Below are 26,908 nucleotides of genomic sequence, written 5' to 3'. Positions count from 1 at the left end.
GCAATTTTAAATGAGATTAAGCAAGTTTAGAAGTTTATTTTTTCTTTATTTTAGTCTTTTTGCAGTATTGGTAATATACCAAATTTCTAATTATCTTAGTTATAAAGAATATTTCTATGGTAGCTATGATGCAAATGCTTTAATTATAGATTCATTGCGTTTTAATATATTGACTGTTAGTTATGTAATGTTGTTGCCTATATTGATTATATTTATTCCAGGTGTTGGAAAGGTAGTTTGTAAGCTTAAATCCTTTGGATTGTTGTTAGGATTGGTTTTGTTATTTTTTTCTGTTGTCTCTCTTTGCGGAGATTATATCTATTTTGGTGTGGTTAATAGGCATGCTTTTAATGATATTCCATTATTGATGAGTGAGAAATCATTTGTTTTTCCATTTCTATTTAATGAGCATTTTTATGTTTTGCTATTGGTTTTTTTTGTATTTTTATTCATTGTTTTTTTGTATGTGAATAGAATAAGGTTTTTTTATACAAAGAGAAATGCTAAATCTACTCTATCTCAGGTTTTAATTTATATTGTATTGATTCCTTCTCTATTATTATGTCTCAGAGGATTTAATATACATGGTAAGGCACTTGGGATAATTGATGCCTATAATAGTCAAAATGAGCGACATGCGAATTTGGTCTTAAATGGCCTATATACAGGAGCTAAGGGCACATTACAAAGTGTTACTCGTTCAGATTATCACTATTTCTCTGATAAGGAAGTAGGAGAGCGTTTTAATCGTCTAGAAGCTGATGTATATAATTATCCATTCTTGACTCGATTTCCTGAAAATACTACTAATGGTCGTAATTTGGTCATTATTCTAGTTGAAGCTCTAAGCTACGAATATATTGATGGCTTGTCAGGCTCAAACTACAAAGTCACTCCATTTCTTGATGAGTTGTCAAAAAAATCAGAGGTTTATGATAGTTTTTACGCAGTTGCCCAACGAAGTAATTTAGGTGTTCAGGCCAGTCTTTTTGGTATTCCGCCTTTGGAAAGTGTAGGGTATATAGGTGGTGGATTGGAGCTATCTAGATTAACAAAAATTGGAAATATTGCTCAATCTCATGGTTATCAAACTCATATGTTACAAAGTTCTAAAAGAGATTCAATACGTTTAGATTCAATCGCAAACTATGCTGGTTTTCAACAATATTTAGGGAAAAGCGATATTCCTATTACACGTAAAGATTATCCTGATCCTGAAGGTGCTCAGTTTGGTTGGGATTATGAAATGCTAATGAAAACACTAGAACTTGCGAATAAAAGTAATAAACCTTTTATCAGTTTTTCATTTACTGGTACGACTCATATGCCCTATGTAGAGACACCTAAACATCTGCAAGTTTATCCATATGGGCAGGATAAATTTACCGACTTTCTTAATACGATCCGCTATACAGATGATGCGCTTAAATCATTCTTTTCCGAGGCAGAAAAGCAACCATGGTTTAATAATACAACCTTTATGATTTTAGCTGACCATACATTATTTAATAGTAAGAATCCAAGCTTAAAAAGTGCATTTCATATCCCTTTATGGATTTATCGCCCAGGGCAAAACATTGCTCCTAAACGACATGCTATGTTGGCGAGTCAATTAGATATCTTACCAACGGCATTTGATTTGCTGGGGTTTAATGATGAGTTTTCATCGGTAGGAAGGTCGCTTTACCGGGAACGTAAACCTTACAGTATTGTGGTAAAGGGAGAGCTGGCTGGAGCGTTCACAAACGACGGTGGTTTTTTGATCATCGGTGATAAGCTCTTAGTCGATGCTGATGATGAGAATTTCACCGAAAAGCAAGCATCAAAATATGTTGATCAATTAAAACTTGAATTACAGTTAGCTCAGCAGGCATTGCTTAACAATACCTGGGCTAAATAATGATTGGAGTAAATTGTATTGCCTAGGCAATTCACTCAAGTGGCTAAAACGAGTAGACTGGCGGCAATGATTTTTGGGTATCTATCTGAGTCGAGTCAGCAAAGTGCATACAAGAGCGATTTATCCTGGGACATTCGATCCCATTACCAATGGTCATGCCGATTTGATTGAGCGTGCGGCTAAGTTGTTTAAGCATGTGATTATTGGCATTGCGGCCAATCCATCCAAGCAGCCAAGGTTTACTCTTGAGGAGCGCGTTGAGTTGGTAAACCGCGTCACGGCCCATTTGGATAATGTGGAGGTGGTTGGGTTTTCGGGCCTGCTGGTGGATTTTGCCAAGGAACAGCGTGCGAGCGTGCTGGTGCGTGGTTTACGTGCGGTTTCCGACTTTGAGTATGAATTCCAATTGGCCAACATGAATCGCAGATTAAGCCCAGATCTTGAGAGCGTATTTTTAACTCCGGCCGAAGAAAACTCCTTTATTTCTTCCACCTTAGTGAAGGAAGTCGCGCTGCATGGCGGCGATGTGAGCCAATTTGTACACCCTGAGGTGGCAAGCGCGTTGACCGCCAAGCTTAACCTTGCAAAAGCCTGATAAGGCTGAGTATTTCTATAAAACCTTTGAGGCGTCAGGCCTCGCGATGATAATGAAAAGGATGTTATGAAGGCTTTTTTGACCCCCACTATCCTCGCTGCTAGCGTTGCATCTGGTTTACTGTTTTCTGCTTCCGTTGCCTCCGCCCCTTGGGTTGATGCCTCGGATATTTATTTAAGAGCCGATATTCAAGCACTAGCCGATGCGGGCGTGATCCGTGTGCCTGTGAATACCTTTCCCTTGATGTGGTCGGGAATTGGTGGCGACTTAGCGAAAGTCGAACCCGAGCTATTGTCTCCCCGATTAGTGCAAGCCTTTGCTCGCGTGAACTTTTACTATCAAAACGCCGTCGATAATCGCGGCAATGCGAGGGTTAAACTCTCGGGTGCGACCGATCCCGCTCGCTTCCAGCATTATGGCTCCGACTACCGTGAAAAGGGCGAGGTTAAAGCCTCCTACGAATATTTAGGCTCACGTGTGGCCTATAAAACCACAGTTGCCGAGACGTATGATCCGCAAGATAACAAGAACTTCCGCCTCGATGAGTCTTATTTTGCGGTGATCATGGGGAACTGGATTGCCACCTTAGGTACGGTTGAGCAATGGTGGGGGCCGGGATTTGATTCGGCATTGCATCGTTCTAACAATGCGCGCCCAATGCAGTCACTGTCGCTCAGCCGTAATAATGCCGCCGCCTTCGAAACGCCATGGTTATCTTGGATTGGGCCTTGGACCTTCAAGACCGGTTTTAGCATGGCTGAAAAAGAGCGTGCCGTGCCTAAAACGGCTGAATGGGATATGCGTTTCACCGCCAAACCCCTTCAGCAGCTAGAAATAGGCCTGTCTTGGTCGACGCTATTTTGTGGCGAAGGGCAGAATTGCGACTTCGACTCCTGGTGGGACTCAGTGGCAAGCAATGCGGTGTGCATCGACGGTTCGGATTCTTGCCTAGCAGATCAACGCCGTGATGCGGGCCATAGAACCCAGAGCATCGATTTACGTTATGCCGACACTTGGCAGGATATCCCCGTTGGTTTGTACCTTGAGCATAGCTGTGAAAACGGCAGCGATTGCGGCTCACTTTGGGGGATAGATACCCATTTCGGTACATCGGGTAAGCAATTCAAGCTATTCATGGAATACTCGGATACCTTTGTCGAGTGTGATGGCAAACCTAACTGCTTCTATGAAGATCCTGTTTACCTCAGTGGAGCGCGTTACTACGGCAGAGCTTTAGGCTCGACCTATGATAGCGATGCCCAAGTCTTTGTGTTTGGTTTGGTTGGTCAGTTCCATAACAGCCGTGGTTTTACCTCGCTACTGCGTTATGCCAAGTTGAATAAAGACGGCACCAACGTGGCGACCACATGGGCGCCACAGCCACCGAAGGAAGACTTGCTGATGCTGGAACTTTCTTACCGTATGCCGGTGTGGAAGGGCATGTGGAGTCTGGGCGGTACAGTATCGAGATCGGAATTTGATGTACAAGAAAACGATACTAATGCGACTTTCTTCAGCAGTTTTGAATACCGTTTTTAAGCGCTAATCCAATAAAAAGGCCTGCAAATCAGCAGGCCTTTTGGTTTTCTCAAAGAGCTTACTTCGCATAAAACGCGCGGTACCACTCGACAAATCTGCCCACTCCAGTATTGATATCCACTTGGGGTTTATAACCCACCGCCTTAAATAGGTCTTCGGTATCGGCCCAAGTGGAATGCACATCACCTGGCTGCATGGGTAAGAATTGTTTGTTAGCCTCAATACCGAGTGCACTTTCGAGTGCGGTAATAAAATCCAGCAATTGCACAGGGCTGCCATTGCCTATGTTGAATACGCGATAGGGTGCGCTGCTATTAGCAGGTGTACCAGTTTCTACACGCCAGTCGGGTGTGGGGCGAGGAGGTTTGTCTTGTATCCTGATGATGCCCTCAACGATATCGTCGATATAGGTGAAATCACGGCTGAGATCGCCATGGTTATACACATCGATAGTGTCGCCCGCGAGAATGGCTTTTGTGAATTTAAACAAGGCCATATCGGGTCGTCCCCAGGGTCCATACACGGTAAAAAAGCGCAAGCCTGTAGTGGGTAACTGATAAAGATGCGAGTAAGTGTGCGACATTAACTCGTTGGCTTTCTTGGTCGCCGCGTACAGGGATATTGGATGATCGACGCTGTCCTCGGTCGAAAATGGCATCTTTTGATTCAAGCCATACACAGAGGATGAAGAGGCATACACTAGATGCTCAATCTTATGGTGGCGACAGCCCTCTAAAATGGTGAGATGCCCAACTAAATTGCTATCGGCATAGGCGAGGGGGTTATCGAGGGAGTAGCGCACCCCTGCCTGCGCGGCGAGATGGATAACCCGTTGAAAACCTTGTTCTGCAAACAATGCCGCTATGCCGTCTCTGTCGGCTAAGTCCAGTTTGATAAAACGGAAATTGCTTAAGGCCTCGAGCGGTGCCAGTCGGGCTAGCTTTAGCCCAACATCATAATAGTCATTGAGGTTATCGATACCGACAACTTCATGGCCCTGTGCGCAGAGGCGCTCACTGACTTTAGCGCCGATAAATCCGGCGGCGCCTGTGACTAAGTATTTCATAGTAAACCTTTATATTTTGGACGCTTAGTCGTGATGAAACAGATCCCGGGTGTACACCTTAGCGGCGACATCTTCGAGTTCATTGGCCATACGGTTAGAAATAATTACATCGCACATGGCTTTAAATTCATGTAAATCGCGGATCACTTTCGAGTTAAAAAACTCGCCTTCCTTGAGTACGGGCTCATAGACCACGACTTCGATGCCCTTGGCCTTTATGCGTTTCATCACTCCTTGTACCGCCGAGGCGCGGAAGTTGTCTGAGTCGGATTTCATGATTAAGCGATAGATCCCCACTCGCTTCGGTTGCTTACTGATAATCGCGTTGGCGATAAAATCTTTGCGGGTCGTGTTGGAATCGACAATGGCGCTGATGAGATTGTTAGGCACATCGTTATAGTTGGCCAGCAATTGCTTAGTGTCCTTGGGCAGACAGTAACCGCCATAACCGAAGGAAGGATTGTTATAGTAATCGCCGATGCGCGGATCTAAACATACGCCTTCGATAATCTGGCGGGTGTTGAGCCCTCGGCTCTCCGCATAGGTGTCCAACTCATTAAAGTAGGCGACGCGCATGGCTAAAAAGGTGTTGGCAAACAACTTAATCGCCTCGGCCTCAGTGCTGTCTGTGAGTAAAATCGGAATATCTTGCTTAATGGCGGCGCGAGCAAGCAGATCGGCAAAGGCTTGGGCGCGCTCGGAACGTTCACCCACTATGATCCGCGAGGGGTGCAGGTTATCGTAAAGCGCCTTACCTTCGCGCAAAAACTCGGGTGAAAATAAGATATTGTCACTGTTGAGTTTACTTCTCAGCCCTTCGGTAAAACCCACTGGCACAGTCGATTTGATGACAATGGTGGTGTCAGGATTCAGGGCGAGCACTTCCTTGGCCACCCGTTCGACCGACTGAGTATTAAAGTAGTTGGTCTGTGGGTCGTAATCCGTAGGAGTGGCTATGATGACAAAATCGGCTTCTTTAACGACGTTTTTGTCGCTCGTGGCGCTGAGATTTAAGGCTTTATGCTGCAGGTATTCTTCAATCAGACTGTCGGCGACCGTTGGTTTACGCGCATTAACTAACGCGATGCGCTCGGGCATCAAATCAATCGCTACTACATGGTTTTGCTGGGCGAGTAAAACCGCGTTCGATAGGCCAACATAGCCCATTCCAACTACAACTATGTTCATAGGTTTTATACAGTTTGGCATTTTGTTTCTCAAACTAGCATTTTCTGCGGCATTAGAATATGTCATTTCGATGAAATTCACAGTTCCAAATTAAATGCTCTTTTCTCGATTTTCACCCGTATACAATGCTGGGCTCGCGTTCCGTTTAATTTATAACATCCTATCAATGCAGATTTTTGTTTGCCACAATCCTATGTTACCGTACTCATGGTTATTAAGCTTGGAGCCTTAACGTGATTTCAGTCGTGATCCCCGCCAAAGATGAAGTGGGCAATATTGACCCATTAATGAAAGAGATATGCCAAGCCCTGCAAGGGTTGACTGAGTTTGAAATTCTTGTTGTCGACGACGGTAGTCAGGATGACACCTTTGGTGAAGTTATGCACACCGCAGAGGTGATGCAATGCGATGCCAAAGCCATTCGTCACGAGCGCAGTACGGGCCAGAGTACCGCTATTTCCACTGGCGTTTTACATGCCCGCGGTAAATACATTGTCACCTTAGATGCCGACGGGCAAAACGATCCTGCGGATATTCCCGCCATGCTGGCCCAATTGCCGCAAATTCATGCCGAACACTTTTGTATTGCCGGTTATCGCAAAAACCGTAAAGACACAGCATGGAAGCGATTCCAGTCCCGCTTTGCGAATAAAGTGCGTGATGCACTGTTACACGATGGCGTACCCGATACCGGATGTGGCTTAAAACTCTTCCCCCGCGAAACCTTCCTGCGCATGCCTTACTTCGACCATATGCACAGATATATCCCTGCACTCGTGCGCCGCATGGGGGGCGAAGTGTTTATTTCTGTGGTTAATCATAGGGATCGCCAAGTAGGCGTGTCTAAATATACCGCTTGGAATCGGGTCTGGGTCGGAATTGTCGACATCATGGGCGTCATGTGGCTCGGTCGTAGGGCGAAAATCGCTAAGGTCGCCCGTAGCGAAACCAGCTGGCACGATTAAGATGAAGCGACTCTATAAGGCGATTTTTATCGTCTTTATTTTGCTGGTGTTAATGTTTGCGGCCCAGCAAGGGTTATTCGAGCATGTAACCGATAGCAATTGGGTGGCACACTTTATTGCCGCTCAAGGGGTCTATGCGCTGGCGGTATTGCTGATGGTTGGCGCCTTGTTTACCGCTGTAGGTGGGCCGAGGCAGGTGATCGCCTTTGTATTTGGTTTTGCCCTCGGTGGCATCTATGGTGGCTTATTTTCCACCTTAGCGGCATTGCTGGGTTGTGTGCTGGCGTTTTATACCGCGAGATTAACCATTCGAAGCAGTCTGCAACGACGTTTTGGCAATCGTTTACAAAAGTTTGAGGCGTTGATCATTCATCGGACTTGGTTAAAAGTCTTAATGATCCGTCTGTTGCCCGTGGGCAGTAATCTGCTGACTAATCTGTTTGCGGGGGCGACACACATCCCCGCGGGGGGATTTATGTTTGGCAGCGTGCTGGGTTATTTGCCGCAGATGCTGATATTCAGTTTTGCGGGCGCGGGCATTGGCTTATCTGATCATAACCAACTGGGGATCAGTACCGGGCTGTTTATTATCTCGAGTCTTATCGGCGCTTACCTTTACCGTTCGAGCCTGCGTAAGCAGGTGGATGAATTGGAAAACTAAATAGGGATTAGGAATGGATGCATTGAATCGTCGTTTCAATAGCGAAGATTATTACCAAGTACTCTGGCCGCTGCTGTTGATGAGTTTGCTGATCTTGCTGGTTGGCATAGGTTTTCGTTCCCCTTGGCCCGCCGACGAGCCGCGGTTTGTTGAGGTCGCGCGGGAGATGGTTGCCTCGGGTCAATGGTTATTCCCTACCCGGGGCGGGGAATATTATCCCGATAAGCCGCCAGTATTTATGTGGGCCATCGCCCTGTTTTATCAACTCACGGGGTCGTTAAAACTCTCCTTCTTACTCCCCAATGCCTTTTGTGGCTTGCTGACGGTATTCCTTGTCTATGATTTGGGTGCCAGATTGTGGAATGTGCGGGTTGGCCGCAACGCTGCACTATTGCTCCTTATCGTGCCGCAGTTTTTGATGCAGGCGAAAAATGCCCAGATAGATGCCATGGTGATGTGTTGGATAACCGTGGGATGTTACGGATTAATCAGGCATTTTATGCTTGGGCCTAAGTGGCATTGGTATTTTATCGGCTGGGCATTTATGGGACTTGGTGTGATCACTAAGGGGGTTGGTTTTTTGCCCCTGTTGTTGCTCATTCCAATTGGGATTTACGCCTTCAAAGATAAGACCCGTTTCGAGGGCCGCTTAACTTGGCTTTGCCTCGCGGGGCCGTTGGCCATGCTGGCCGTGATTGCCTGTTGGTTAGTGCCAATGGTGATGACGGTTCAAGCCCATGGCACGCCCGAGATGGTGGCCTATCAAAATAATATTTTGTTTAAGCAAACGGGCGAGCGTTACGTCAATGCTTGGCACCATATCAAGCCTTGGTATTTCTTCGTGCTGAGTGTGATCCCTTGGATGTGGTTCCCGATTTCGTTGCTGGTGGTCGCCTATTGGAAACTGTGGCTGCAAAAGGTAAAAGCCGATCCCACCATTGCGATTCTGCTGATTTGGGTCGGACTCGTGGTGCTGTTTTTCAGTATCAGCCCGGGCAAGCGCAACGTGTATATTCTGCCCGCATTACCTATGTTGGCCTTGGCGGCGTCGGCGGTATTAACGGGTGTTTCACCCAAAGCTTGGTTTGAAAAACTAGTCACTGGTGTGCTGTGGTTCTTGGGCGCGCTCGTGTTAGTGGCCGGCGTGCTGGCATTTATCCATCACCCTGCGCTTGTCAAAGCGCTGGCGGATTATACCGATGATCTCACTGGCATTGGTTACTTATTTATTTTGCTCGGGGTGTTTTGGTGTGCCTTGCTGTGGCTAGCGCGCCGTCAGTTTGCACTGGTGAAAGTGGGGTTAGTTTCAGCCTTGGGCTGGGTGCTGGTGAGCACTTGGGGTTACGCTATGCTCGATGAAATGCGCACCCCCAGAAGTCTGATGCTACACACTGCCGAGGTGATAGGTGAGGATGCCGAACTTGGTCTAGTAAACTTTAAAGAGCAATTTATTCTGTTCTCGCCCATGAGTGTGACGCACTTTAGTTATCTCGCGCCGGTAGAAGAGCAGGAGCGTAACGCGTGGCAATGGATGCAGGAGAACAAACAGCGTTATGTGTTAGTGCCTAGCGGTGCTGAGCTGAGTTGTTTCGATATCAAAGGCGGTAAGAGCATGGGGATTGCCCACCGTGACGAATGGATTTTGTTATCCGCGTCAGAACTTAAGCCTCAGTGCCAAGCACCAGAGCGAGAGTACCGCTACTTTACCGACCATCCAGGTCGTTGGTTAAAAGAGTAATCAACAGCCATATCGAAGAAGCTAAAAATGCCTGCAATTGCAGGCATTTTTATCGGCGAGATTAACGCGTCTGGCAGATGCCGCAAAATACTGTGGTGCGTTGACCAAGGCGGATTTCGCTGAGTAGATTGCCGCACTGAGTGCAGGTTTCGCCGCCGCGGCCGTAAACATGCAGCTTTTGCGCGAAATAGCCGGGTTTACCCTCGGCATTGGTGAAGTCCTTAAGCGTAGTGCCGCCCTGCTTGATGGCGTGAGCGAGGATTTGTTTGACCTCGGCAACCAGTACCGTTAAGCGTTCAATATCTATCTTGCCGGCCTCCGCCTCGGGGTGTATCCCTGCGGCAAACAGTGCTTCGTTGGCGTAAATATTCCCCACACCTACCACAATATGGTTATCCATCAGGCAGAGTTTGATGGCCTTCTTCTTGCCCGCCAGTGCGGCAGCTAACTGATTGACGTTAAAGGCGTCGGTTAAAGGTTCTGGCCCGAGTTTTTCCAGTAGCGGATGGGCTTCCTCTGGCAGTTGGCACCATAACCAAGCGCCAAAACGTCTCGGATCGTTAAATCGCAGAATTCGGCCATTGGCGAGGACAAGATCGATATGGTCGTGCTTCTCCACTGGCGTATCATGGGGAAGGATCCGCAAGCTGCCCGACATCCCCAAATGCACTATGCTGGTGCCAGCATCGGTATCGATTAACAGATATTTAGCGCGGCGGCGCACTTGGCGTATGGTTTGGCCGATGATTTGTTTGGCAAGTTCGGGAACGGGCCAACGCAGAGAGGCGTTACGGATTATGAGGTCAACCACGGTTTGTTCGACAAGATGTGGGGCTATGCCCTGACGGGTGACTTCGACTTCTGGTAATTCCGGCATGATTGAGTTCTTTTAGGTAATAGATTAGCTGGTGGATTTTGCATCGAGAATAGGCTGTAAATCGGCCCTTAGGCTGGGGGGCACTAAATACCAGTTGCCAGCGGGTGATTTGAGCACACCGTCCTCGGGGAAATAAATCCAACGTTGCGATTGGCGGATCTCGGCAATTTGGATCACCAGTTCCTGCGGTTTGCCTGTGGGTTGTGGTGCCTCGCTGAGTGGCGAGACTTTTAGGCCTTGCCAAGCCTTGGCCCATTGGGCGCAGTTGAGCACCAGCGGATCGCACTCCCAACCTGAGGCTTGTTTATGCAGCCACACACCATCTAGCTGCAACTGTGCCAGCGGCGCATTGTCATCAAACAACAGCTGGGCATCACTCGGCACATTATGGGTTTTCTTGTCCATAAACGTCAGCACCGCAATGATAAAAATGCAGGCAAGAATAATGATGTTATTCCACTGTTTACGAGTAAGCGCCATAGGAAGAGTGACACAAAAAATGGGACTGATGCCATGAGTGTATCACGGCAAAATAGAGATGCTAGCCCTAGGACGAAGGGGTTAACCGCCAGTGCTATTCATAAAGCGCAGGATTTGCACGCCACTATTATCGAAAACATGCTGCTTAGGTTTGAGCTTGATACCTTGGAGAATCGCGGTTTTAAGGCGCTCAATGTCCCCGGGATATTCTCGCACAATGCTTTTTAAATCAATGGAGTGTTCATTACCTAGGCAGAGTAATAATTGCCCCTCTACGGTTACGCGCACTCTATTACATTCGTGGCAAAAGTTGTGGCTATGGGGTGAGATAAACCCGATGTGAATCGGACTATCCGCCATGGTGTAGTAACGCGCGGGGCCGCCTGTGCGTTTATTGGAAAGTTGCAGGGGATAATGCTCGTTAATCATGGCCTTAACTTCATCACTGCTGCAATGACGCGCGTCTTTACGCTCGTCCATTTCACCCAGCGGCATTTCTTCAATAAAGGCGATATCTAGGTTTCGGTTACGGCAAAAATTAACCAGATCAATCACTTCATGATCATTTTGCTGCTTAAGGATCACCGCATTGATTTTAATGCGCTCAAAACCTGCGGCGATGGCCGCATCAATCCCTTCGATCACACGTGCTAATTTGCCGTTACGTGTCAGTTGGGTAAAGAGCTCGGGGTTAAGGGTATCTAGGCTGATGTTTAAGCGCTTAAGACCCGCATCAAACATAGGCTTGGCAAACTTACTGAGCCTAGAACCATTAGTGGTCATCGATAAATCTTTAAGTCCTGGTAGCTTGCCCAGTAAGTGCACCAGTTGATCGCAATCGCTACGCACCAAGGGCTCACCGCCGGTGAGGCGAATTTTAGTCACCCCAAGTTCCGTAAAGGCTTGGGCAATCCAAGCCAACTCTTCGAGGTGCAGGACATGGTCTTTGGGCAAGAAGCAGGGATCTTCCGTCATGCAATAGACACAACGGAAATCGCAGCGATCCGTCACTGAGAGTCGTAAATATTCGACCTGACGGCCAAAGGCATCCACGAGTTGGCTCATAGGGACTCAGTGGCTCTTATAGAAGATCGGCAAAAGGTTGAATAAACACAGTTTCACCCGCATTTACCGCCTCAGCATCATCTCCAATGATGATAAGGCAATTGCCCTTGACCATAGAGCTGAGCATGCCCGAACCTTGGTTACCTGTGCTGGTTACGTGCAGTCTGCCATCATTACCGAGGCGATAAATTCCGCGGATAAACTCAGTGCGGCCCGTGCGGCTACGCAGGGTTTCATCGGTAATCGCCGGGAATAATGGCGCCTGCCAGTTTGTTTCACCGCCGAGTTTACGCAGCGCAGGTTGCACAAATTGCAGGAACGACACCATCACAGCCACCGGATTGCCGGGCAAGCCGAAGAATAGGCTATCGCCGACCTTACCAAAGGCGAGTGGGCGACCGGGGCGCATATTGATCCGCCAGAAGTCGATATTGCCAAGGCGTGCCAGCACGGCCTTGATGTAGTCGGCGTCGCCAACGGAAACGCCGCCTGAGCTGATCACTACATCGGCCTGCGCCGCGGCTTTGGTTAAGGTCGCTTCGAGTGCGCTTTCGGAATCTTCGATAATACCTAAGTCAATGACTTCACAACCTAAACGTTTTGCCATCGCCTTGATGGTGTAACGGTTCGAGTCATAGATACAGTTTGGATTCAAAGCCTCGCCGGGTTGGCTGACTTCATCCCCGGTTGAGAACACGGCCACGGTCGGGCGGCGATAAACCGTTACACGGTCAAGGCCGAGGGAGGCTAATAAGCCCTGTTCGGCGGCGCTTAGGCGTGTGGCTTGGGTGAGGGCAACTTGGCCTTGGCCTATGTCTTCACCTGCAAGGCGAACGTGTTGGCCCTGTTGAATGCGGCCGTCGAAACTGACCTTGGCATTGGCCTCGTTAGCCAATTCTCGAGGTTGAACTGTATCTGCGCCAGCAGGTACGGGCGCGCCCGTCATAATGCGCACGGTTTCACCCGCTTTGAGTGTGCCCGAATATTGATGTCCGGCGAGGACTTCGCCGACTAAGGTAAAGCTTGTAGGCAGTGGATCTTGATAGGCAAAGGCATAACCATCCATCGCCGAGTTGGTTTGTTGCGGCACATCCACGGGCGAAATACTGTCGCGGGCGAGCACGCGGTTATCTAACGCATCTAAACCTACCTCTTCCACCTCAGAGACTGGGGCGACATGGGATAAAATCTGCGCCGAGCCTTGGCTCACGCTGAGGTTTTTATCGCTGCCCAAGGTGCAGGCATCGACAGTCGCGATCGGTAATGCGGGGTTGGGTGCTTGCCAGCTATTGGCATATTCCATCACAAAGTCAGCAATTTGCGCGACATTGTTAAGGTCGAGTCTTCTTAGCTCGCTCGGCAGCTCTGTGTCATCACAGCAAGCGATGGCGAGAATATTGTCGTCTTGGGTATAGATAAACGGCTTACCGTGGGCGGCGCGGTGCAGCTCAATTTTCGGTAGTGTGAGTTTTTTAAAGCCTTCGACTAAGACGATATCGACTTTATCGGCTTCAATTTGCTTGAGCAGGTGGACTAACTCTGGGTCGCCATCGCGGGCATCTTCGGTCATTAGCGCCCAACGCACATGGGAGGCGACTAACATTTGCCGCGCTCCGGCTTTGCGCATCTCGTAGCTATCTTTACCGGGAATATCGACATCGAAATTGTGGTGAGCATGTTTGATCACCGCCAGACGCAGGCCGCGCTGATTTAATTCGGGGATCAATTGCTTGAGTAGGGTGGTTTTCCCCGTGCCGCTATAGGCACAAAATCCGAGAACGGGAATAGATAGCGGATTGACGAAGGGAGTACTCATTTGCACCTCTAATCTAGGAAATTTGAAGCCTTAGCTTTGGTTTATCTCTGCAGCCAGTCGTTGTTTTTGTTCTGGCGTGTTCACATTGACGAAGGCATTGGGTTGATCGGCAAAGGCCGCCACGGCAAAGCGATGTTTGGCATACCAAAAATCAATTTTACGCTCACCCGCTTCGAGAAAGGCGGTCATTGACTCGCGCAGGCTCGGCTTTAGTAACATCACCACCGGCTGCTCACGCTCACCATCGCTGGCAACGGCAAGTTCAGCATCGTTTGCCTCAATGGCGGCCAATAAGCGGGCGACTAAATCCCGCGGCAGCAGCGGACAATCGCAGGGTACCACGAGCAGATAGTCTGCTTGGGTGTGACCCATAGCAGTGATCATGCCCGCCAAGGGGCCGAGAAACCCAGTATGCTCATCGCTCAACACCGTAAAACCGAACTCAGCATAACGTGTTTGGTTACGATTTGCGTTGATCAGGATCTCCTTAACCTGAGGTTTTATCCGCTCGATAGTGTGTTCAATCATGGCCTTGCCGTTTAGCTCGACGAGGCCTTTATCGTCCCCGCCCATACGGCGCGCCATACCACCGGCAAGAATTACGGCATCAATTTGCAACGACATATAAAGATCCCTGTGTGGAGTTTGTGGGCGTTTGCTGACGGGAGGTTATCACCTGTTGGTCTTCAATGTGCCACTGCTGCTCGCAAATGGCGGTGAGCGCACAGTTTTGATGGCTGCTTAATAGCATTCCCGTCCCTTGCTGTTTGAGCTGTTGGATCATTTGCAGCACTAAGGCTTGGGAGTCCTTATCCATATTGGAGGTCGGCTCATCGAGCATCAGTAACTTTGGCTGCAATATCCAAGCGCGGGCGATGGCGAGGCGTTGTCTTTCGCCGCCGGATAAATTGCTGGCTCTGGAATGTAATAACGAGCCCAGTTGCGCCATCTCAATCGCTTGACCTATCCTGCGTTTAGCCTCGGTTTTTGAGGCCGCAAAGGGTAGCCCGTAGGTCAGGTTGTAATTGACTGTGCCATCGAATAGATAGGGATGCTGGTGGAGGTAAACGGCTTTGCCCAGCAAAGGGTTGCGTGTCCACCATGCGTCCTTTTTAAAGCCGCTGACTTCAATCTTGCCCTTCGATGGCGGCTGTAGACCCGCTAGGATCTTCATCAGGGTCGACTTGCCCGAACCGTTGTCACCCTGCAAATAAATGACGTTCCCTTGGCACAATTCTAGGCTATGGGCTTTGAATAATAAGCGCGAGCCAAAGGACATTTCCAAGTCACGGGCGATCAGTTTGGCTTGGGTCATAAGTTAATGGCTCCTTGGCGTTTCTTTGCCGCGTAAACTACCTAAGGCAAAGTTGAGGATCAAGGCCAAGATTAGCAGCACTAATCCGAGGGCGATAGCTTGGGCGAAATCGCCTTTACTGGTTTCCAGTGCGATAGCCGTCGGGATATTACGTGTTACGTTTAAAATGTTGCCGCCGACCATCATAGAACAGCCGACTTCGGTGAGAATACGGCTAAAGGCCGCGACAATCGCCAGTAATAACGGCATACGCAGTTCGCGGCACACTGTCCAGACCGCGCTAAACCAAGAGGCGCCTAAGGTGCGAGAGGTTTCCCATGCGCGGCGATCGACACTGGTGAAGGCCGCTTGACTCATGGCAATCATCACGGGGGCGCAAATCATCATTTGGCCGAGGATCATCCCTTCTTGAGTGAACAGCCACTTTAAATCCCCAAGCGGGCCGTTGCGGGTCAAGATGAGATACACCAGCAGGCCGATAACGACCGTGGGGATCGATTGCAATGTTTGTACTAAGTTAGTGACAAACCACTTTCCGGGGAAATGGGCAAACGCCAACACAAAACCGAGCACCATAGAGGGGACTAAGGTGATGAGCAGCGCCGCGAAAGAAACCGAAAACGAGACAGATATGATGGACCAAACGTCGGGGTCCAATGAAAACAGCAGGCTTAACGCCTGCTGTAACAGTGCTAGCCAGCCTTCGCTCATTCGCTATAGGTTGCCTTGAACAGTTGCTCGCCTTCAACTTTGAAGTTGTTGATCATGGCTTGACCTTCTTTGCTGATCAGCCAGTCACTGAAAGCTTTGGCGCCTTTGTGGTTCAGATCTGGGTATTTAGCTGGGTTGATCAGAATCACTTGGTATGGGTTCGCCAGCGTTTTACCGCCATCGAAATCCACACCTAAGTCCAGCTTAGTTTTGTAAGCCACGAAAGTACCACGGTCAGACAGCGTATAACCTTGTAATTCGTTTGCCATCAGCAGGGTTTTACCCATGCCTTGACCTACTGAAGTGTAACCTTTGAAGTCAGGAGTTACGCCTGCGGCTTTCCATACTTCTAACTCTTTGATGTGGGTGCCAGAGTTGTCACCACGAGAGACGAAAGGTAAGCCTGATTTGGCGATTTTTGCGAAGGCTTCTTCGGCGGTTTTGCTTTCACGTAGTTTCGCTGGGTCGTTTTTAGGACCTAACACCACGAAATCGTTTTCCATAATGCCACGTGGCTCAACACCAAAACCGTCGGCAACAAATTTTGCTTCAGCACTTGGGGCGTGGGTCATCACTAAATCCACATCGCCTTGCTCGCCCAGTTTCAGGGCTTTACCCGTACCCGTTGCGATAACTTGTACTTTGTAGCCTGATTCACTTTCAAACTTAGGCAGTAATTCTTTTAACAGACCTGAGTTTTCAGTACTGGTGGTGGTGGCTAACTTGATCACTTCAGCCGATTGAGCGGGTAACACTGTGAGCATGCTGGCTGCAACAACCAGGCCCAGTAATGACTTCATATGGGATTTCACGTTTAGCATGGATACTCCTTGGCGAAAAATAGGGTTCCGACTCAATTGCCTACTGAGTGGGAGGTTCCGTAAATTGTAATGCGTTCGATTGAAAGCAAATAGGATGCCAAACCAACAATGACGCATTTACGTTCACAGCTTGATCTAAATTGTGACCCTGATCTCAGGCTCAACAAATAGTTTGCAGACAAATTGTCTCAGCGCATGCTTCTTATGGTTCATAGTGACCTATTTGTCTAGTTTCAATGCTAGAATTGGTCGCAATTGAGTCAAAATGTCCAGAAGTGAGCACTATGAGCCAGATAGATAATAACCTCAAGCCCCTTCCTTCCGCTGTGTCTGTCCTGATCGTCGATGACGAGCCGGGGATGCGTAGCTTTTTGAATAAGGCGCTCTCGAAAAAATTCGCCTTAGTCGAAACCGCAGGCAGTATTGAAGATGCTGAGCAGTTACGTAGTCGCTGCCACTTCGACCTATTGATTGTCGATATCCGTTTACCGGGTCGCTCGGGTATCGAGTGGCACGAAGCCTTAGATGAACAAGGCCGCCGCTCCGATGTGATTTTTATGACTGGCTATGCTGATTTAGAAGTCGCGATTAAAGCGCTGCGAGCTGGTGCCTCAGACTTTATTATGAAGCCCTTCCACCTCGAGCAGATGATGTCGGCGGTTGACCGTTGTATTGAACGCCGTTTGCTGCGCCGCGAAAACTTAATGCTGCGCCGTGAGGTCTCTATCGGCTATTCCTCCACCATTATCGGTAGCAGCGAGGCCATGAAGTCGGTCAAGCAAGTGATTGAGCGCGTGGCACCGACCAATGCCGTGGTGTTAATTCAAGGCGAATCGGGCACGGGTAAAGAGCTTGTCGCGCGCCAATTACACTTACTCAGCGGCCGCCAAGGGCCATTTGTACCCGTTAACTGCGGCTCTATCGCCCCCGAACTACTGGAGAGTGAACTCTTTGGCCATACGGCAGGGGCATTTACTGGCGCTAAGGGAAATCGCGAAGGCTTATTCAGTTTTGCCTCCGGCGGCACCATCTTCCTCGATGAAATTGGTGAGATGCCCCTCAAGATGCAGACGGCATTGCTCAGGGTATTAGAGCAAAAGGCGATTCGCCCTGTCGGCAGTGAGAAGGAAGTCAATATCGATGTCCGGGTGATTGCGGCTACTAACCGCACGCTGGTGGATGAAGTCGAGGCGGGTAACTTCCGTCGTGATCTCTATTATCGCTTGAATGTGCTGGATATTTTAATTCCTCCCCTGCGTGAGCGTCCGGAAGATGTGGTCGAATTGACCCACCACTTTACTCGCCAATTGGCAGCCGAATTGGGTGTGCGTGAAGTCGTGTGGAGCCATGAGGATATGGTGAAGCTGCAACAGCACGAGTGGCCAGGCAATATCCGTGAACTGCGCAATATGATTGAACGCTGCATTCTGCTCGGCAAGCCGCCAGCGGAATACTGGAAGCAGCAGGTGAAGACAGAGTCTTCGGCCTCCCAAGGTTATCCCTTAGATTGGCCGTTGAAAGAAGTCGAAAAACACCATGTGACCAGCGTGGTGGATCTGCACTCTGGCAATAAATCGGCGGCGGCGAGGGACTTAGGCGTTTCCCGTAAGACCTTAGATCGCAAGTATAAAGAGTGGTTTGACGTTAGCGACGAGCAGGAGTTCTAAGTGTCGTTTTTTACTCACTTTTTTGGTGTCAGTTGGCAGCAAATGCAGGCCAAAGTGCGTTATCGCATTCTGATCCTCACCTTGCTGCCGATTTTGCTCACTTTAGTGAGTCTAGTGTTTATCACGATTTACTGGAATATCAGTTACACAGGCAAGCAACTGTTTATGAAAGTAAAAGCCGATCTGGCTGTGGCTGAAAATACCCTACAACAGGTGCAAGTTCGTCAGGAGAAACAGCTCGAGAGAGTCATGACCTCATGGACTTTTCAGAATGATTTTCGGCCCATTCTCACTGGTGAGTTGGCCCACAGGGCGAGTATAGATGCCTTTTTAAATGAGCAAAAAAAGCAACTCGATCTGGATTTTCTAAGGCTTGTCAGTGTGGCCGAGGCCGCGTCAGACCCGGATTTGCGACAAATTTTACCGAAAATGGGTGGTCTTTTACCCTATTCGGGGCTGATGGTGTTATCACCTGAACGTTTGGCGCGGGTTGATCCGGATTTAGCCCAAAGGGCGGCGATTCCCTTACTGGCGACATTGCGGGCGCAAAGCCCGAATAAACAAGTGGAAGACCGTGGTCTACTGAGCCGCAGTTTGCTGCCGATCCCCGATTTTGAGGGCAAAGTGGCTTGGTATCTCGATGGCGGCGTGCTGTTTAATCGGGATACGCGCATCGTCGACCATATCCGCGACCTCGTCTACGACAAGGGCACGTTGCCGGAGCGTTCCATCGGTACTGTGACCATTTTCCTCGACAATATTCGTGTCTCAACCAACGTACCTTTGCATTTTTTCCCACAGTCGAATGAACCCCAAGGGCGGGCGCTCGGCAGTTTAGTGTCGGAGGAAGTGCGCGAAAAAGTGCTGAATCACGGCGAGTTATGGGTCGATCGCGCCTTTGTGTTTAACGATTGGTTTATTTCCGCCTACGCACCCTTAGAAGATATCCGTGGGCAACGTGTCGGCATGATCTATACCGGATTCTCAGAGTCGCCCTTTATTCATAACTACCTGCTTAATATCATCGAGTTAGGCACCATTCTGATGCTGGTACTGCTGATCTCCGGCTTGTTGGTGTACCGCGGCGCCTACAGCTTGTTGCAACCAATTGAGCGCATTCACCATGTGGTGCAAGCGGTGCAGTCTGGTCGCAATGTGCGTATTGGTGCCTTGGGGCTGGACAGGGATAACGAATTGTCGAATCTTGCCGAGCAGTTCGACCGTATGCTCGACTTATTGCAGCGGCGCAACGCGCAAATTCAAGCCGCGGCCGAACAACTCGAGATGAAGGTCGAGGAGCGGACTCGTAGCCTGCAGGATAAGACCTTAGAGTTGCAGCGTAACGTGGCGTTACTCAATGAGACTCGCCAGCAGTTAGTGACTAATGAAAAGCTAACCGCGCTGGGCGAGCTAACCGCAGGCATTGCCCATGAGATTAACAACCCAACGGCGGTGATCCTCGGGAATATGGAGTTGTTGCGATACGAGCTTGGGGATAATGCTGAAACTGTTAAAGAAGAAATTGATTTAGTTATTCAACAGGTTGGTCGTATCAGCACTATTATCCGCAGCCTGCTGCAATATAGCCGCCCAGGTGAGTTTAACGCTCCCTTAGAGATGCATCCCATCACGCCTATCATCGAGGAAATGCTGGTATTAGTGCGGCACTCGATTCAGAAACAAGAAGTGGTGCTGATAACTGAACTGAACGCCAGCTGCCCTGTGCAGGTTAATCGCCCGCAGTTGCTGCAAGTGCTGATTAACCTTGTGGTTAACGCCGCCCATGCGATGGATGGTAAGGGCAGGATTTGGGTGCGAACCTATGATTGGCTGCAGCAAGATATGCCGATTGGGGTGAAAATTGAGGTTGAGGACGAAGGTTCGGGGATTGCGCCTGAGCAGTTAGGGCGGATTTTTGATCCCTTCTACACCACACGTAAAGACGGCACAGGCCTTGGATTATCTCTAAGTTACGGCATTATCAAGCGTATCGGCGGCACCATAGAAGTGAGTTCTGTACTGGGTAAGGGGTCTATCTTCACCATTGGTTTGTACCATGAGGCGAAGGAAGATCAGCAAAACAACCCCTACGATGGCTTACATTTTTCCGGCCAAAGCACCGAAATGTCATCTTAGAAGCGACTCTGCACGAAATGCTATGAGATTGATTCACTGAATAAAAAGCAAAAAAAAGCCGGATGATGAATCCGGCCACAAAAGAGTGTGTGTGAGCAATGTCGTGCTTGCAAACTCAGGAGCACTTTAACAACGTCAGATTACCAGTCATCCGTGTTAAAGATGAGTTTTGGAACGCAAGATAACGATAATCATTCTCAATTAGGTTTGCAAGCTATTTCTCGCAAAAAATACACATTTTTATGTAAATCGCCTTTAAGCAGTCGCAATCGACTTGCTTAAATGCAGTTTATGGTCGATCAGGCTTTGCGGATCGGCCTTTAGTTCAGTAATCAAATACTGGTTTCTAATCAACAGATTGAGCATGGCGGGGAAGCGGTTCATGGTCTTAACCTGGATCAGCTTGTAGCCTTGGCGGCTCGCCCAGGTTTCTTGGTATTCCAATAGGCTTTGTGCCAGACCTAAACGTCTAAAGTCGGTCGCAACACCGCCTAACCAACTGTAAAATACGGCATCTGCCTGTTCGTATCCCAGCTTAAAGCCGGCCAATTCACCTTCCACATAGGCTAAGAGAATCAAGCAAGTCTTATCAGAGAGACGTTCTGCCAGTGTTTCGCTGGTCAGCGGACGGTCGAGTTCAGGGATTTGCTTGCTCAGTTCGATAAGCTGTGTGGTCAACTCAGGTGTCAGAGCTGTCAGTGCTTTGATTTCAATTGAATACATAATTTTCTCTCACAGAAAATCAGCCCCAAATGTGCATAAACACAGTGGGGCTGAACTAAAAACTGCTCAAATTATAACAGGTCTGGCCAGTTGAGTTAATCAGGAAAATGATTTTTGTGGACTGGTTTGCAAGATCTTGTCTTGTAAGACCTTCAGCAGGACGCCGTAGGCGGGCAGGAATAACCCTAAGCTCACGAGTAATTTGAAGCTGTAATCCACGGCCGCGATTTCGGGCCAGTTGGCTGCCATAAAGCTGTCTGTCGAGGCATAAAAAGCGACACTGAAGAACACTAAGGTGTCGACTAAGTTACCGACAATGGTCGATGCCGCAGGCGCGACCCACCAAGAACGGTTCTGGCGTAGGCGAGCGAAGACTGTGATATCCATCAGCTGGCCAATCAAATAAGCCGCGAAGCTGGCGAAGGCAATGCGAAACACAAAAGTGTTCCATTGGCTTAAGGAATCAATCCCTTGGAAGCTGCCTTGATGGAATACCACACCCATGACATAGGAGATCATCAGCGCGGGCACCATGGCCTTGAGAATGATGCTACGGGCAGGTGTTTGTCCAAAGATGCGCACTGTGAGATCGGTCGCCAGATAGACAAAGGGAAAACTAAACGCGCCCCAAGTGGTGTGAAAACCAAACAATTGAAACGGTAGTTGTACCAAGTAGTTGCTGACGCAAATAATCAGTATGTGAAATCCCACTAATAGCAGGAGTGCGCGGCGAAGCTGCGCAGGGGTTAACATTAACATATGTGGCCTTTTTAGTTGTGTAGGGCGGGGTGAGGGAACCCGCTAAATGATCTGTTGTTATTTTACCCAATATCAGCGTGCTGAAATCGGGGTCGCCATTATAGTGACCAGGTTCGAAGATGCAAGCTTACTGTTTATATTCCAAGCAATTTAGCCTTGAGTCTCGAAGAGGAGTGATCGATAAGGTCACAGCACAGGCAGGGAAATTATCCTACACTGTTAAGAAATGGGAGGAGAACGCGATGCGATCATTTCTTGCGGCCTTGTGTTTTAGTTTATTAAGTTTGTGTACCTACGCGACACCAGCTAAGCCCGTGGTAATTCATCTGGTCACCGCCTCGTGGCAGGGTTTCTCCAATCCCGACGAAACGGGTTATTACTTCGATATTCTCCGCAAGGCGTTTCCTGCTCCCGATTGGCAACTCGATGTGCAGTTTATGCCCTTTGCGCGCACGCTTTATATGGTTGAAACCAGCAGAGTGGATATGATCCTCAGTGTTTACAAGGGGGATGTGAAAAACAGCCTACTGAGTGAAAACCCCGTTGAACTTGATTCTATCGATGCCGCCGTTACCCCACAAATTGCGGCGACTTGGTCGGGTATGGAGAGCCTATCCCACAAGAAAGTGCAGGCCATGCTGGCTTATCGCTATAACATGCTGACGACGATCCCGATGTTTTATGAGGAAGGCAGCGACATCTTAAGCATGCTAAATAGTGTGAATGCGGGACGAACCGATGCTGTGCTGGATTACAGAAAGAATATGGAGACTCTCGTCCCTCAATTGAAGGCGCCGCAGCAGTTTGTGATTATTCCTGGAGTGCTCACCGCCGAAACCTATTTCGCCTTTGCCAATACGGAAAAAGGGCGGATGCTAAAGCAACATTTTGATATTGAACATAAAAAGCTTATTGATTCCGGTGAGCAGGAGCGACTCTACACTGAGACTAAAGCCAATGGCTATTGAGCTGGCCGTTAGAGTTCGATCAAAATTGACATAATCGTCGCCAGCTTATTCTCCAGCTCCTGCCATTCCGCCTCGGGATCCGAACCCGCAATAATCCCCGCCCCGGCAAACAGATTGATCTTGCCAGGTTCAATCAAGGCGCTACGAATCGCCACCGAAAATTCACTCTCATACTTATTGAAATAACCACAGGCACCGGCGTACCAGCCGCGCATGTAGCCTTCGCGTTCGCGAATAAAGCGCATGGCAGACTCGCGGGGAAGGCCACCCACTGCAGGAGTTGGGTGCAGAGCCTGTAGCAATTGGAAGTCATTCACGCCCTGCTTTAGCTCGGCGCGAATAGCGCGGTGGAGATGCTGAATATGGTTTAGCTTAAAAATCGTCGCGGTTTCTTCGGCGCCCACATGTTGGCTCAAGGGGGAGAGCATACTGACGATATGGCGGCGAACCAGCTGGTTCTCTATGCTGTTTTTGTTATCTTCGAGCAGCGCGTTGGCCAGTGCCGTGTCTTCTTCTTGGTTTAAGCCACGTACAGTGGTGCCGGCAAGCGCTTCGGTAAACAATTCCTGCTGACGACGGCGAAATAATCGCTCTGGCGAGCAGGAGATATAAGTGCGCTCGGGGCTAAATTGGAAGCCAAATTGGAAACTATTCGGATTACGCCCTTGCCAACAGGCCAATACCATCCAAGGATCGACCTGTGCATTGACCTCAAGCTCAGTGTGGCGCGACAGCACCACCTTGGGCGTCTCTTGGTTAAACTTGGGCTCAACTACTTGCTCGATTAAGGTCTTCCAGCGCGGAAAATCGGGAATATCGGTGCGGCTCAACAGCGCAAGTTTATTGGGCGGTGCGAGCGGACGAGCGGGCAGCACGGCTTCTATCGCGGCTATGGCGAGGTCGATTTCCTCTTCGGGATGCCTATCGGCAAAGTTCAGATTGACCCGCAAACTAAATTGGTTCGCGCTGCGTCTAAATTCGATACGCGGTAGCACAAAGCGACTATTACCAAACTCCGGCCAGGACTCTATGCTGCGGTCAAACGCCACGCCGCCGTAGTAACGGATCTCGGGATTTGTGGTTAAGGCGCGTTGCTGCTGATAAATTTCCGCTAAGGTGCCATCATCGACGCCGGTTTCAAACTTAAAGTCTTTACAGGCGCCAATCGCCGCCACTTCTTCAACCTTGTCACGTCCATGCCAGTAGATGCGCGGGTATTGGTTTTGGGATGCCAGCCATGAAATCAAAGGGATAGAAACAGTTGTTAAGGATAACTGCACTATCGGCTCCGTCGGTGGAACCTGCTTCAATTGAATGAGTTTGTCGATGAGAGACTTAAGGTCTTCAGACAGGGCGTGAGCGGGCAAATAAAACTCCAAAGGTAACGAGATGAAGGTGGTGGCTGAAGTTCCGGCAGTCAGCGGTAAGTTAATCCATTCTTTTTAAAGCTATTTACACCGAGTGGGTGAGAGCGTGTAAATAAGAATCTTTCGCTCAAATTAAAGGCCGAGGCCGTCAGTGTCAAGATGCAACCCACGAGTGTGTGACTTTTGCCATAGTCTCATTTTGCGGCGCTTAAAAATGTGACCTAGATGGGTCTTTTTGTCGATACCGTTGTCTGTGTTGGACATTTTGTCTCTTTGTGATGCATCGCATTTTCCATTTGTTGCAATTAGTCGATCTGGGTTGGTTTTTGATTTTTTTTCAGTTGAGACGGAAATTCCTCAGACCACAATAGGGGGCACATCTTAAATTTCCTGTATGACAACAATAATATGATTACCAGAAATACCGCCTTTAGAGTGTCGTCCTTAGCGCTGGCAATTGGACTGAGTTTTACCGCCTCAGCCGATGAAATCGCCCGCGATCCCCTGTTGAATGTGAATGAAGTGATTGTCGTCCATGGTGAAGGTGCCGATGCGGAGCAATTGGCAACCACCCATTGGAGCATCGACGAAGCCGAAATTCGTGCTCTGGGTGCGCAGACCTTAGATCAAGTGCTGAAGAATGTGCCCGGGGTTTATATCCGTGTGGGTGGTGATGGCACTCCTAGGGTCGATATCCGTGGTTTTAAGACCCGCCATGCCACTCTGTTGGTGAATGGCGTGCCCATGAGCAGTGCCGATGATGGCCAGTTCGACCCGAGCGTGATCCCAACCAGCCAAATTGCCTCGGTTGAAGTGTCAGTTGGCCCGACTTCAGTGCTGTACGGCCCAAGCGGCGCCGGCGGTGTGATCAATATTATTACTAAGCAAGGCAGCACAGCGCCCGCCTTGTCAGGACGTTTAGAAGCGGGTAAAGACAATACCTTTAATGGCGATATCAGCGCCGCTGGCTCGGGCGATGATTGGCAGGGATTGGTAAGTGTGAGCCGTCAACAGACCGATGGTTTCCCGATGTCGAACGATTTCGAGCCGACCCAATATCAAGACGGTGAGCTGAGAGTTAACTCAGATAAAGAAGTCACCAACGTCTATGCCCAAGGCAGCTATTGGTTATCGGATAAGACACAGTTGATCGCCAATATGGCACTGCGTAATGGTGAGTGGGGTAAACCCTCACGTGATGGTACTGGCAGCGGTAAGCTCAAGTATGAGCGTACCGACGACTATGATTCGCATACCTTCCAACTCGGCTTAGCCCATCAGTTTGACGATACCTTTACCCTGCGCGGATTTGGTTATCACAATCAAAGCGATACCTTAGAAGCAGCCTATGCCGATGAAACCTATCAAGCATTGACGCAAACCCAAGATGGCCGTTCCGTGGTGCAAGGGGTCAATTTACAGTTAATCACCGATTTTCATAAAGCAGGGCTGTTAACCACCTCTGTGATTGCTGAAGAGCAGAGCTGGAAGTCTGTAGTGGACACTTACTCCAGTAACGCTGGCAGCGGTACAGGCAATAACTCGGGTACAGGCACTGGCGGTGGCACTGGCAGCGGCGGCGGAACAGGCTCTGGCGGTGGTACTGGAAGCGGCAGTGGAACAGGCTCTGGCGGTGGTACGGGTAGTGGCAGTGGAACAGGTTCTGGTGGTGGCAATGGTAGCGGTGGCGGTTCTGGCGGCGCTGAAAACCTAAATGATTCTGCATGGTTATATACTGCTGCGGCCGAATATCAGTATCAGTCTGAACATAACTATGGCTTCACCTTGGGCGGGGCTTTCCATTCACTCGATACTTCAGACGGTACGGATGATAACTACTCGGCGATGGCGTCTAGTTATTGGCAGATTGTGCCTGACTCACGTTTGAGCCTGAGTGTGGCACGCAAAGTACGTTTCCCTTCTATGGTGAATTTGTACTCGCAATCATCGGGTAACAGCGATTTAGAAGCGGAAGAGTCTAAACATGTTGAGCTGGGTCTGGATCAAAATCTACCAGCCAGTACCGACTTCTCGCTCTATGGTTTTTACACCGATGCGAAGAACTATATCGCCAAAGATACCGATGGTTTCTACCAAAATATGGGGCGCTATGAGTTCAAAGGGGTTGATTTCCAGATTAACAATCATGCGATTGAGCATTTAGATCTGAGCTTCTCTTACAGCTTCCTAGACTCGAAAGAAATGGAAGGCGACGATACCTTAGATGCGCTGCAATACCGTCCTCGTCACCAGCTGCGCTGGCAAATGAGCTACGAATTCCCATTCGAGACGCAAGTCCACCTCAATGTGGAGCGAATCCTCGATCAGGTTTATGCGACTCAGGTGAAAGTGAACGGTCAGAACCAGTATCAACAGCAGTCGCTGGATAACTACACCTTAGTGGATATCAACTTAGTGCAGCCGCTGATCGCCGATAAGTTAGAAGTGTATCTGCGCGCCACTAACCTATTGGATGAGAACTACTACCAGAGTGAAGCATTGCCTCAGGCTGGCCGTCAGTTCTTCGTTGGTGTGAACTGGCAGATTTAAG

General features: G+C 49.1%; 23 protein-coding genes. 10 read left to right on the top strand and 13 right to left on the bottom strand.

Annotation, left to right across the window (positions count from 1 at the left end):
- Window positions 1–10: 10 nt before the first annotated feature.
- From ACUZ8J_RS21070 to ACUZ8J_RS21060, 3 genes are all read left to right on the top strand, one after another.
- The gene (locus ACUZ8J_RS21070) at window positions 11–1,900 is read left to right on the top strand and encodes an LTA synthase family protein (protein ID WP_282633457.1); all 1,890 of its coding nucleotides are present in this window, start codon (window positions 11–13) and stop codon (window positions 1,898–1,900) included.
- 103 nt (window positions 1,901–2,003) lie between these two features.
- Window positions 2,004–2,495, top strand: coding sequence for a pantetheine-phosphate adenylyltransferase (gene coaD, locus ACUZ8J_RS21065; RefSeq protein WP_011718800.1), 492 nt, complete (start codon window positions 2,004–2,006; stop codon window positions 2,493–2,495).
- A gap of 66 nt (window positions 2,496–2,561) precedes the next feature.
- On the top strand, window positions 2,562–4,034 hold the full coding sequence (locus ACUZ8J_RS21060; RefSeq protein ID WP_446694874.1) for a capsule assembly Wzi family protein: 1,473 nt from the start codon (window positions 2,562–2,564) through the stop codon (window positions 4,032–4,034).
- Window positions 4,035–4,092: 58 nt separating this feature from the next.
- On the opposite strand, the gene ACUZ8J_RS21055 is transcribed toward ACUZ8J_RS21060, so the two are convergent.
- The gene (locus ACUZ8J_RS21055; protein WP_446694873.1) at window positions 4,093–5,100 is read right to left on the bottom strand and encodes an NAD-dependent epimerase; all 1,008 of its coding nucleotides are present in this window, start codon (window positions 5,098–5,100) and stop codon (window positions 4,093–4,095) included.
- A gap of 24 nt (window positions 5,101–5,124) precedes the next feature.
- Window positions 5,125–6,288, bottom strand: a complete 1,164-nt coding sequence (locus ACUZ8J_RS21050; protein ID WP_041412880.1) for a nucleotide sugar dehydrogenase — start codon at window positions 6,286–6,288, stop codon at window positions 5,125–5,127.
- Window positions 6,289–6,521: 233 nt separating this feature from the next.
- Between ACUZ8J_RS21050 and ACUZ8J_RS21045 the strand changes: the two genes are divergently transcribed.
- From ACUZ8J_RS21045 to ACUZ8J_RS21035, 3 genes are read left to right on the top strand one after another with little or no spacing between them, the layout of a single operon-like run.
- Window positions 6,522–7,253 carry a glycosyltransferase family 2 protein gene (locus ACUZ8J_RS21045; RefSeq protein ID WP_446694872.1) on the top strand — a complete coding sequence of 244 codons (732 nt, stop codon included), beginning with the start codon at window positions 6,522–6,524 and terminating at the stop codon, window positions 7,251–7,253.
- A gap of 1 nt (window position 7,254) precedes the next feature.
- On the top strand, window positions 7,255–7,914 hold the full coding sequence (locus ACUZ8J_RS21040) for a TVP38/TMEM64 family protein (protein ID WP_446694871.1): 660 nt from the start codon (window positions 7,255–7,257) through the stop codon (window positions 7,912–7,914).
- 13 nt (window positions 7,915–7,927) lie between these two features.
- Window positions 7,928–9,652 (top strand): glycosyltransferase family 39 protein, encoded by a 1,725-nt coding sequence (locus tag ACUZ8J_RS21035; protein WP_446694870.1) that lies wholly within the window; start codon window positions 7,928–7,930, stop codon window positions 9,650–9,652.
- Between the two features lie 61 nt (window positions 9,653–9,713).
- Here ACUZ8J_RS21035 and mutM read toward each other — a convergent pair whose 3' ends face one another.
- The 8 genes from mutM to ACUZ8J_RS20995 form a co-directional block, all read right to left on the bottom strand.
- Window positions 9,714–10,529, bottom strand: a complete 816-nt coding sequence (gene mutM / locus ACUZ8J_RS21030; RefSeq protein WP_446694869.1) for a bifunctional DNA-formamidopyrimidine glycosylase/DNA-(apurinic or apyrimidinic site) lyase — start codon at window positions 10,527–10,529, stop codon at window positions 9,714–9,716.
- Between the two features lie 24 nt (window positions 10,530–10,553).
- Window positions 10,554–11,009 (bottom strand): hypothetical protein, encoded by a 456-nt coding sequence (locus ACUZ8J_RS21025; RefSeq protein ID WP_011624601.1) that lies wholly within the window; start codon window positions 11,007–11,009, stop codon window positions 10,554–10,556.
- Window positions 11,010–11,090: 81 nt separating this feature from the next.
- Window positions 11,091–12,074, bottom strand: coding sequence for a GTP 3',8-cyclase MoaA (gene moaA / locus ACUZ8J_RS21020; protein ID WP_446694868.1), 984 nt, complete (start codon window positions 12,072–12,074; stop codon window positions 11,091–11,093).
- Window positions 12,075–12,090: 16 nt separating this feature from the next.
- Entirely contained in the window at window positions 12,091–13,890 is a 1,800-nt protein-coding gene (locus ACUZ8J_RS21015) for a bifunctional molybdopterin-guanine dinucleotide biosynthesis adaptor protein MobB/molybdopterin molybdotransferase MoeA (RefSeq protein ID WP_446694867.1), read from the bottom strand.
- 30 nt (window positions 13,891–13,920) lie between these two features.
- The gene (mobA, locus tag ACUZ8J_RS21010; protein WP_023266178.1) at window positions 13,921–14,514 is read right to left on the bottom strand and encodes a molybdenum cofactor guanylyltransferase MobA; all 594 of its coding nucleotides are present in this window, start codon (window positions 14,512–14,514) and stop codon (window positions 13,921–13,923) included.
- The gene (locus ACUZ8J_RS21005) at window positions 14,498–15,205 is read right to left on the bottom strand and encodes an energy-coupling factor ABC transporter ATP-binding protein (protein ID WP_446694866.1); all 708 of its coding nucleotides are present in this window, start codon (window positions 15,203–15,205) and stop codon (window positions 14,498–14,500) included. The genes mobA and ACUZ8J_RS21005 overlap by 17 nt, the downstream gene beginning before the upstream one ends.
- A 3-nt stretch (window positions 15,206–15,208) precedes the next feature.
- Window positions 15,209–15,916 carry an ABC transporter permease gene (locus ACUZ8J_RS21000; protein WP_011624596.1) on the bottom strand — a complete coding sequence of 236 codons (708 nt, stop codon included), beginning with the start codon at window positions 15,914–15,916 and terminating at the stop codon, window positions 15,209–15,211.
- A complete protein-coding gene (locus ACUZ8J_RS20995; protein WP_011624595.1) occupies window positions 15,913–16,737 on the bottom strand; it encodes a substrate-binding domain-containing protein in 825 nt (274 codons plus the stop codon). Before ACUZ8J_RS20995 ends, ACUZ8J_RS21000 begins: the two co-directional genes overlap by 4 nt.
- Before the next feature lie 284 nt (window positions 16,738–17,021).
- Between ACUZ8J_RS20995 and ACUZ8J_RS20990 the strand changes: the two genes are divergently transcribed.
- Together ACUZ8J_RS20990 and ACUZ8J_RS20985 are read left to right on the top strand one after the other, a co-directional pair.
- Window positions 17,022–18,404: a sigma-54-dependent transcriptional regulator gene (locus tag ACUZ8J_RS20990; protein ID WP_011718787.1), complete on the top strand. Its 1,383-nt coding sequence runs from the start codon at window positions 17,022–17,024 to the stop codon at window positions 18,402–18,404.
- Window positions 18,405–20,540, top strand: coding sequence for a sensor histidine kinase (locus tag ACUZ8J_RS20985; RefSeq protein WP_446694865.1), 2,136 nt, complete (start codon window positions 18,405–18,407; stop codon window positions 20,538–20,540). It abuts the gene before it with no gap.
- A gap of 255 nt (window positions 20,541–20,795) precedes the next feature.
- On the opposite strand, the gene ACUZ8J_RS20980 is transcribed toward ACUZ8J_RS20985, so the two are convergent.
- Complete coding sequence (locus ACUZ8J_RS20980; RefSeq protein WP_011718785.1) at window positions 20,796–21,263, bottom strand: GNAT family N-acetyltransferase; 468 nt, start codon at window positions 21,261–21,263, stop codon at window positions 20,796–20,798.
- Between the two features lie 99 nt (window positions 21,264–21,362).
- Complete coding sequence (locus tag ACUZ8J_RS20975; RefSeq protein WP_446694864.1) at window positions 21,363–22,022, bottom strand: 7-cyano-7-deazaguanine/7-aminomethyl-7-deazaguanine transporter; 660 nt, start codon at window positions 22,020–22,022, stop codon at window positions 21,363–21,365.
- A 242-nt stretch (window positions 22,023–22,264) separates the two neighbouring features.
- Here ACUZ8J_RS20975 and ACUZ8J_RS20970 point away from each other — a divergent pair, with 242 nt between their 5' ends.
- A complete protein-coding gene (locus ACUZ8J_RS20970) occupies window positions 22,265–22,990 on the top strand; it encodes an ABC transporter substrate-binding protein (RefSeq protein ID WP_086902499.1) in 726 nt (241 codons plus the stop codon).
- An 8-nt stretch (window positions 22,991–22,998) separates the two neighbouring features.
- On the opposite strand, the gene ACUZ8J_RS20965 is transcribed toward ACUZ8J_RS20970, so the two are convergent.
- On the bottom strand, window positions 22,999–24,357 hold the full coding sequence (locus ACUZ8J_RS20965) for an isochorismate synthase (RefSeq protein ID WP_446694863.1): 1,359 nt from the start codon (window positions 24,355–24,357) through the stop codon (window positions 22,999–23,001).
- Window positions 24,358–24,765: 408 nt separating this feature from the next.
- Between ACUZ8J_RS20965 and ACUZ8J_RS20960 the strand changes: the two genes are divergently transcribed.
- Window positions 24,766–26,907: a TonB-dependent receptor plug domain-containing protein gene (locus tag ACUZ8J_RS20960; protein ID WP_446694862.1), complete on the top strand. Its 2,142-nt coding sequence runs from the start codon at window positions 24,766–24,768 to the stop codon at window positions 26,905–26,907.
- Window position 26,908 lies beyond the last annotated feature (1 nt).

The sequence above is a fragment of the Shewanella sp. Koi 1 genome (genome assembly GCF_052907445.1).
The sequence above is the reverse complement of the archived record's forward strand: the minus strand, read 5'-3'. Positions and strand labels throughout refer to the sequence as shown.

What these genes read in the sequence shown, in the direction of transcription:
- ACUZ8J_RS21070 (WP_282633457.1), top strand. Translation starts at nt 11, where the DNA reads ATGAGATTAAGCAAGTTTAGAAGTTTATTTTTTCTTTATTTTAGTCTT.
- ACUZ8J_RS21060 (WP_446694874.1), top strand. Translation starts at nt 2,562, where the DNA reads ATGAAGGCTTTTTTGACCCCCACTATCCTCGCTGCTAGCGTTGCATCT.
- ACUZ8J_RS21055 (WP_446694873.1), bottom strand. Translation starts at nt 5,100, where the DNA reads ATGAAATACTTAGTCACAGGCGCCGCCGGATTTATCGGCGCTAAAGTC.
- ACUZ8J_RS21050 (WP_041412880.1), bottom strand. Translation starts at nt 6,288, where the DNA reads ATGAACATAGTTGTAGTTGGAATGGGCTATGTTGGCCTATCGAACGCG.
- ACUZ8J_RS21040 (WP_446694871.1), top strand. Translation starts at nt 7,255, where the DNA reads ATGAAGCGACTCTATAAGGCGATTTTTATCGTCTTTATTTTGCTGGTG.
- ACUZ8J_RS21035 (WP_446694870.1), top strand. Translation starts at nt 7,928, where the DNA reads ATGGATGCATTGAATCGTCGTTTCAATAGCGAAGATTATTACCAAGTA.
- mutM (WP_446694869.1), bottom strand. Translation starts at nt 10,529, where the DNA reads ATGCCGGAATTACCAGAAGTCGAAGTCACCCGTCAGGGCATAGCCCCA.
- ACUZ8J_RS21025 (WP_011624601.1), bottom strand. Translation starts at nt 11,009, where the DNA reads ATGGCGCTTACTCGTAAACAGTGGAATAACATCATTATTCTTGCCTGC.
- moaA (WP_446694868.1), bottom strand. Translation starts at nt 12,074, where the DNA reads ATGAGCCAACTCGTGGATGCCTTTGGCCGTCAGGTCGAATATTTACGA.
- ACUZ8J_RS21015 (WP_446694867.1), bottom strand. Translation starts at nt 13,890, where the DNA reads ATGAGTACTCCCTTCGTCAATCCGCTATCTATTCCCGTTCTCGGATTT.
- mobA (WP_023266178.1), bottom strand. Translation starts at nt 14,514, where the DNA reads ATGTCGTTGCAAATTGATGCCGTAATTCTTGCCGGTGGTATGGCGCGC.
- ACUZ8J_RS21005 (WP_446694866.1), bottom strand. Translation starts at nt 15,205, where the DNA reads ATGACCCAAGCCAAACTGATCGCCCGTGACTTGGAAATGTCCTTTGGC.
- ACUZ8J_RS21000 (WP_011624596.1), bottom strand. Translation starts at nt 15,916, where the DNA reads ATGAGCGAAGGCTGGCTAGCACTGTTACAGCAGGCGTTAAGCCTGCTG.
- ACUZ8J_RS20995 (WP_011624595.1), bottom strand. Translation starts at nt 16,737, where the DNA reads ATGCTAAACGTGAAATCCCATATGAAGTCATTACTGGGCCTGGTTGTT.
- ACUZ8J_RS20990 (WP_011718787.1), top strand. Translation starts at nt 17,022, where the DNA reads ATGAGCCAGATAGATAATAACCTCAAGCCCCTTCCTTCCGCTGTGTCT.
- ACUZ8J_RS20980 (WP_011718785.1), bottom strand. Translation starts at nt 21,263, where the DNA reads ATGTATTCAATTGAAATCAAAGCACTGACAGCTCTGACACCTGAGTTG.
- ACUZ8J_RS20975 (WP_446694864.1), bottom strand. Translation starts at nt 22,022, where the DNA reads ATGTTAATGTTAACCCCTGCGCAGCTTCGCCGCGCACTCCTGCTATTA.
- ACUZ8J_RS20970 (WP_086902499.1), top strand. Translation starts at nt 22,265, where the DNA reads ATGCGATCATTTCTTGCGGCCTTGTGTTTTAGTTTATTAAGTTTGTGT.
- ACUZ8J_RS20960 (WP_446694862.1), top strand. Translation starts at nt 24,766, where the DNA reads ATGATTACCAGAAATACCGCCTTTAGAGTGTCGTCCTTAGCGCTGGCA.